9 protein-coding genes and 1 pseudogene are annotated in these 5,893 nt (G+C 36.2%); 6 read left to right on the top strand and 4 right to left on the bottom strand.

All coding sequences use genetic code 11. The features are described 5' to 3' along the window. Together FTT63_RS14675 and FTT63_RS14670 are read left to right on the top strand one after the other, a co-directional pair. Nucleotides 1-417 (top strand): hypothetical protein (locus FTT63_RS14675; protein ID WP_180192446.1); only part of this gene is annotated, 417 nt, incomplete at its 5' end. 132 nt (nt 418-549) lie between these two features. Continuing rightward, entirely contained in the window at nt 550-717 is a 168-nt protein-coding gene (locus FTT63_RS14670) for a hypothetical protein (protein WP_004282269.1), read from the top strand. Between the two features lie 206 nt (nt 718-923). On the opposite strand, the gene FTT63_RS14665 is transcribed toward FTT63_RS14670, so the two are convergent. Together FTT63_RS14665 and FTT63_RS14660 are read right to left on the bottom strand one after the other, a co-directional pair. Then, nucleotides 924-1,316, bottom strand: a complete 393-nt coding sequence (locus FTT63_RS14665; RefSeq protein WP_005264963.1) for a hypothetical protein — start codon at nt 1,314-1,316, stop codon at nt 924-926. Then, nucleotides 1,317-1,487, bottom strand: coding sequence for a hypothetical protein (locus tag FTT63_RS14660; protein ID WP_005264964.1), 171 nt, complete (start codon nt 1,485-1,487; stop codon nt 1,317-1,319). A 304-nt stretch (nt 1,488-1,791) separates the two neighbouring features. Here FTT63_RS14660 and repM point away from each other — a divergent pair, with 304 nt between their 5' ends. Next, nucleotides 1,792-2,742: a replication initiation protein RepM gene (gene repM / locus FTT63_RS14655; RefSeq protein ID WP_005264965.1), complete on the top strand. Its 951-nt coding sequence runs from the start codon at nt 1,792-1,794 to the stop codon at nt 2,740-2,742. On the opposite strand, the gene FTT63_RS14650 is transcribed toward repM, so the two are convergent. Next, nucleotides 2,743-3,189, bottom strand: coding sequence for a hypothetical protein (locus tag FTT63_RS14650; protein ID WP_005264966.1), 447 nt, complete (start codon nt 3,187-3,189; stop codon nt 2,743-2,745). It abuts the gene before it with no gap. A 10-nt stretch (nt 3,190-3,199) separates the two neighbouring features. Then, entirely contained in the window at nt 3,200-3,496 is a 297-nt protein-coding gene (locus FTT63_RS14645) for a hypothetical protein (RefSeq protein ID WP_005264967.1), read from the bottom strand. A 214-nt stretch (nt 3,497-3,710) separates the two neighbouring features. On the opposite strand from FTT63_RS14645, the gene mobQ reads away from it, so the two are divergent. The 3 genes and pseudogenes from mobQ to FTT63_RS15640 form a co-directional block, all read left to right on the top strand. Further along, nucleotides 3,711-4,664, top strand: a complete 954-nt coding sequence (gene mobQ / locus FTT63_RS14640) for a MobQ family relaxase (protein WP_035301481.1) — start codon at nt 3,711-3,713, stop codon at nt 4,662-4,664. After that, entirely contained in the window at nt 4,661-5,131 is a 471-nt protein-coding gene (locus FTT63_RS14635) for a hypothetical protein (RefSeq protein ID WP_005264961.1), read from the top strand. The genes mobQ and FTT63_RS14635 overlap by 4 nt, the downstream gene beginning before the upstream one ends. A 494-nt stretch (nt 5,132-5,625) precedes the next feature. Continuing rightward, a pseudogene (locus tag FTT63_RS15640) lies at nt 5,626-5,893 on the top strand (hypothetical protein); the annotation flags it as partial.

Raw genomic sequence — 5,893 nt, 5'->3', positions numbered from 1 at the left:
ATGCCGATCATCATGTTAATCATGGATCACTTTTCACCGAACAAACCTATTTCTAAGACGTACTTTTCACTTTGGTGTCGCTGCTTCGATGAAATGGTGGTTAAGGCAGATAACAAAATTGTTCTAGCTACAGAAGCCGGATTTTCTGGTGAGCGTAAAGTGACCACGTGGAAATCACGTATAGAAAAACTTGAAGAACTTGGCTTTATCAAACGGCAAGAAACCTTTGATGGCGATCTGATTGTTTTAATCAATCCATTCAAAGTGATTTTAAAACTTTTTGAAACTGACCATTCAAATGCTTTAGCAGTGTTGAAAGATGCACTGGAAACACGCGTTTTAGAAGTCAATTCAAAGGACTTGGCTAACTTGCAACAAGATGAAACTGAAGAAGATGAGGAGGTAATTGAAGTATGAAAATTTAAAACAGATTAATAGCGTAACTAATTGAATTTATTAACTAGTTAGTCTCGGAGATTCGCATGACTAATTTACAAACAATGGGCGTTAAAGCTCGAAACCGCAACCTTAACAAGAGAGATTTAATTTATGAGTATTCCAGAAATTATTTTATTAATCGAAAGCATTCCAGTCTACGGCTGGGCAGTAGTACTGATTCTAGCCGTAGCAGTATGCGTCTTAGCTGTGAACACTAAGATGAACATCATGATCAATATTGAAAAATCGGATACTGAAATTCCTGCCAGAACTAAGTAACCGTAGAAGGTAAACACAAGGAGCGAGTCTGAACCACTCGCTTTTTGTTTATCATATAAATCTTATCACAAATTAAATTAATGTGACCAATAAGAGCCGAGCGAGTGTCTACGAGCGATCACATAGTATTAAAACCGCATTTTCTCTCTGATTACAATTTTTCCCTTTTGCTTGATAAAAGGATTAACAGAGCAAAGCGACTGTACTTATTCTAAATATTCAGGACTTGGTAACCAGAACATTCCATTGGCTTTATAGTGCCAAGTAATATCTACTAAGCGAATATGATCTATTTGCTGCTTTCTCTGGAAATGAAGAATCATGTCCGAAGTTAAATAGTTGTTATATTTACTTTTAACATAGTCTGGAATACCAATATGGTAATGCCAAAGATTATTTGAATATGTGTAATTATAAATTGGATCAGTTTTATCTATTCCACGCCATGATGGGGAGATTTTACCTTGGTATTTGGAAAAGTCCCTTAAACCAAACTCTTCATAGACATCAGTGAAATCTAGAATTTTATCTTGTTGGTTTTCAGGATAACGACCAAATTCAACTGCAAATTGTTTTCCAAATTCCCACGTGTATGACAATTATTTTTTCCCTGCTTCCAATATTAATCTTCTTTTCTCTTCTCTGCTTAAACCTTGAGGCATAACAAAGGTTTCTGAAGCAAGAGCTGATTTCATTCTATCAAGATTAATACGAACAGGTACTGTTTTTTGATTTGATGCTTGGGTAATAACTAAGCCCATTACATTCATTTGCCACCTCGACAAATAAGAATTTCTGTTAAAATTTTAACAAAAAAAATAGCGTAGCGGGTTTTTAATTGTTTTTAAATACTTTTAATTGTTTTTAGACACGCTGAAACCCGCTATATAAAAGGATTTCAGATGCTATAAAAAGACATTTACCCTGCTATAAAAAGACATTTACCCTGCTATAAAAAGACATTTACCCTGCTATAAAAAGACATTTACCCTGCTTAAAAAGACATTTTACAAAATGTCTTTTTAATGGTAGTTTTAGGTTGTTTTTTATAAAAAAAATTGGCGTTAAAAAAATATGGATTTAGTCGTTAAAGATAATAATTTGATCAATGCTAGTTACTCTCTGGGTCTAGTTGAGCAACGTCTTGTATTGCTAGCTATCATTGAAGCTAGAGAATCTAGTAGGGGGATAGATTCAGAGACATTTTTAGAAATACATGCTCAACACTATGCAGATAGATTTGATGTAAATGTAAAAAATACGTATGCCATGCTTTCAGAGGCGGCTCAGACTCTTTTTAATCGTCAAGTCACTTACATGATGCTTGATGAAAAAAGGAATAAACCTGAAAAGCGTGTAATTCGCTGGGTTAGTGGTATTTCATATGTAGAAGGTGCAGGAGTTCTTAAACTCCGCTTTTCTCCAGAAATTGTCCCTCTAATAACTAGGCTAGAGCAAAATTTTACGAGTTATGAACTAGAACAAGTTAAAAGCTTAAACGTGTATGCAACTCGACTATATGAATTATTAGTTTGTTGGCGTAGTACAGGTAAAACCCCCATTATTGAAATAGAAGATTTCCGTTCAAAAATAGGGGTGTTACCTACTGAATATAAATTAATGAGTGATTTCAAAAAGCGAGTTTTCGAGCCAGCAATACAACAAATTAATAAGCACACAGATTTGACGGTTAATTATGATCAACATAAATCAGGCCGTACAATTACAGGGTTCTCATTTAAATTTAAGCAAAATAAACCTAAATCGGAAAAGATCGTAGCAGCTAAACGAGATCCCAATACACCTGACTTTTTTGTACAAATGACCGATTCTCAACGTCATTTATTCGCAACTAAACTTTCTGAAATGCCTGAAATGGGCAAATATTCTCACGGTACTGAAAGCTACCAGCAGTTTGCTATTCGTATTGCTGACATGCTTTTAGAACCTCAAAAACTTAGAGAACTTTATCCACTCTTAGAAAAAGCTGGATTTAAGGCAGGATCAGAGAACAAGTCTATTTAATTAGAGTTTTGAGGTATCTAAAGGAATATTTATCAGCTCATTCGTACACTTGAAATTGTATTTTCTGACGTTCTTAAGTACTTCTTCTCTAAGCTCAATTGTATTTTGATTAATAGACTTAATCTCTGGCACATAAGCTAAATGCGAGTACATCTTTTGAAAATCTATAAGATCAGTCATCATGTATAATTTATTGCATTGAAAGTCATTAAGCTCTTGCTTTGTATAACCATTTTTATCTTTATAAGATATTCCTGCTGCCTTATAGCGATCCATAAAATCAAGTGATTCCCTCACTCTCTTTACATATGTTCTAACTTCATCCTCAGTGGTAATTTTTTGAGATACTGGGCTATTCATCAAATCATTTAACCTGTCCATTGGATGCTGGGCATAGGTGATAGGAGATAAAAATAAAAGGGATGCAATCAAGGTGCTAAATTTCATAATCTTCAACTTAACTATTCGTTGTTTCATTTACTAAGGTTAAACCAAAAAGTTTTCTATCACGGTCCTCAGTTAAGTATTCATTCAGATCAGCAAGAATCTTTTCTTTATTGGCTTCATTGGCCTGCATCTTTTTAATTAAATAAGAACCAAGCAAAATTTTACGTCGGGTATCGTCCTTTCTTTCCTGCTCTTTTTGCTTTGATTTTTCTCTAGCTTCGATAGCCTGTTTACGAGCCTTTAGTTGTTTCAGCTTTTCTAACTGGGCTTCGATTTTCTTTTCGAGATTTTCAGCAGCTTTTGTCATGATTCAGATTTCGGGATATAGAAAACCACTCAAGCATAAGGCCCTATGAATTGGAATTCAAGCGGGCTATATGCTATCGTGTTTTTCATGAAATGCGCACTTACGACTTGAACAAAGTTCAAGTCATCGTTGCGTAAGGGGAATCCCCTTAACCCCAAAAAACTGCTACGCAATTTTTTTAAAAGCAAAAGCAAAACCATCACAAGGCTAAGGCATGGCAATTTATCACTGTACGACTAAGACCGTTAACCGAAGTTCGGGACGAACTGCGGTAGCATCTATGGCCTATCGTGCAGGAGAAAAATTGACAGATGAACGGACAGGATTAACACACGACTTTACGAGAAAAGAAGGTGTGGCTTACACCGAAATTATCTCGAACTTAGATACTCAAATTGATCGTGCTGAACTCTGGAATCTGGCGGAAAAAATGGAAAACCGTAAAGATGCTAGAACCGCTAGAGAATGGGTTATTGCTTTACCTGATGAATTGAATGAAGAACAACGCAAGGAACTTGCTAAAAACTTTGCCAAGTCCTTAGTAGATCGCTATGGCGTAGTTGCAGATTTAGCGATTCATGCACCCAGCAAAGGTGGAGATGATAAAAACCATCATGCACATATCTTGCTGACAACTCGCAAAGCAGAATTAGACACTGAAAATAAATTGGTCCTCACTCAAAAAGCGGAAATCGAGCTAAGTAACACCAAAAGAAAAAGCCTAGGCATGGGAACAAGCCAGGAAGAAATCAAGCAGATTCGAGCCACCTGGGCAAACCTTGCAAATTACGCCCTGGACAAAGCAGGGTACAAAGAAAAAATAGACCATCGTAGCTATGCCGAACAAGGTAACGGCCTACAAGCCACCATACATGAAGGCAGCAAGGTTACTCAATTACGCAGGAAGGGCATAGATACTGAAGTTAGCCGTTTCAATGACAACATCAAACAGCAAAACAGTCAGCAGCTCCAATACAAAGAACCCAAAAAGGAAAAAATCCTAGAACAAGGCTTCAGCCGTGTTGAAAAGGGTTTCGAGCAATGGAAGAAAGATCAGGAAGCTAAACGCTTACAACTGGAACATCAGCAGCAGTTAAAGCTACAGCAAGAAAGAGCCATGAAGCTGAAACAACGCAAAAGCATGAATAGAGATGGGCCTTCCTTATGAGCAATCAAAACGACTTAGACGACCAGTTATATATTTTATTGGCTTCCATGAAGGAATACAGAGAAGCCATAGCAGACGATAAGAAGCGATTAGAGACGTTTTACACCCAAGTAGCTAGTGGGGTTCTGGATAAAGCCGAAAAGTCGCTACAGGAGACAAATAAACAGGCTATAGGGGCATTAAAGAGCCGTATTCAGGAACTAGACAAAGCAACCAGCCGTCTTAACTATCAATTCATTGCCGTGTTTGCCAGTGCATTTGTAGCGTTGGTGATGGTGTTGTTCTTGGCATTATTTTTATTTGTACCAAGTATGGATGAAATCCAGCAGCGCAGATCGGAAGTAAACAACCTGAAAAAATACAGTTTAGACCTATCAAAATGTGATGGGAAAACATGCGTTCGAGTTATAAAAAAACAGTGCGGCTATGGGAAAAATGCTGATTATTGTGTGATTGACCCTAAATAATGGCCGCTTGGTACTTTGCTCCGCTTCTTTCAATATTCTGCCAACAATGACCGTCGCAAAGTGGCTCGACTTTAAATTATGGCTAAAGCCATATTTCAAAGCATCGAGCTAATCCCCCCATATTTACACTCATAACAGCCAATTTTCATAGTTTTCTGCCTAATTATTTTTATATTTTTTAAAGCTTTTTTAAAAATATACCCCCCTCTTAATAATCACCCCCAAGATATTAAATTATACAGTGATAACTCAGGGATACCAGAGATACCCATGAGACCACAATTTTTATATTTCCCCGTTATATTCAATTACTTAAAAAATATTTTCGTAAAAAAAATTACAACTCAAGAAATATAACAGAATAAATATAACAATCTAATTTTTAAAATGTATTTTTATTAAATATTCACTAATTTTTAATACACCACTAAATATTTGAATCGTAAGATTTTTTTAAATAATATATGTCTTATGAACTAGAACAAGGAAACAACATGTCAGAGCGTAGAAAAGTAGCCAGATCAAGAAAGATAGCGAAGACTTATAAAGAGCGTCGTAAAAATCTTTGGCCGGAGTTGACTGACTCAGATTTTTGGTCAAAAGACAGTAAGGGGTTTGTGTGTGTACCAAGAAGTATGCCGATCATCATGTTAATCATGGATCACTTTTCACCGAACAAACCTATTTCTAAGACGTACTTTTCACTTTGGTGTCGCTGCTTCGATGAAATGGTGGTTAAGGCAGATAACAAAATTGTTCTAG

Source organism: Acinetobacter sp. C15, from assembly GCF_013420645.1.
GTDB lineage: Bacteria > Pseudomonadota > Gammaproteobacteria > Pseudomonadales > Moraxellaceae > Acinetobacter > Acinetobacter indicus.
This window is presented reverse-complemented; position numbering and strand designations above follow the sequence as displayed.

Bases quoted from the DNA above. Each gene is read 5' to 3' on its own strand.
- FTT63_RS14670 (WP_004282269.1), top strand. From the start codon at position 550: ATGAGTATTCCAGAAATTATTTTATTAATCGAAAGCATTCCAGTCTAC.
- FTT63_RS14660 (WP_005264964.1), bottom strand. From the start codon at position 1,487: ATGAATGTAATGGGCTTAGTTATTACCCAAGCATCAAATCAAAAAACA.
- repM (WP_005264965.1), top strand. From the start codon at position 1,792: ATGGATTTAGTCGTTAAAGATAATAATTTGATCAATGCTAGTTACTCT.
- FTT63_RS14650 (WP_005264966.1), bottom strand. From the start codon at position 3,189: ATGAAATTTAGCACCTTGATTGCATCCCTTTTATTTTTATCTCCTATC.
- FTT63_RS14645 (WP_005264967.1), bottom strand. From the start codon at position 3,496: ATGACAAAAGCTGCTGAAAATCTCGAAAAGAAAATCGAAGCCCAGTTA.
- mobQ (WP_035301481.1), top strand. From the start codon at position 3,711: ATGGCAATTTATCACTGTACGACTAAGACCGTTAACCGAAGTTCGGGA.
- FTT63_RS14635 (WP_005264961.1), top strand. From the start codon at position 4,661: ATGAGCAATCAAAACGACTTAGACGACCAGTTATATATTTTATTGGCT.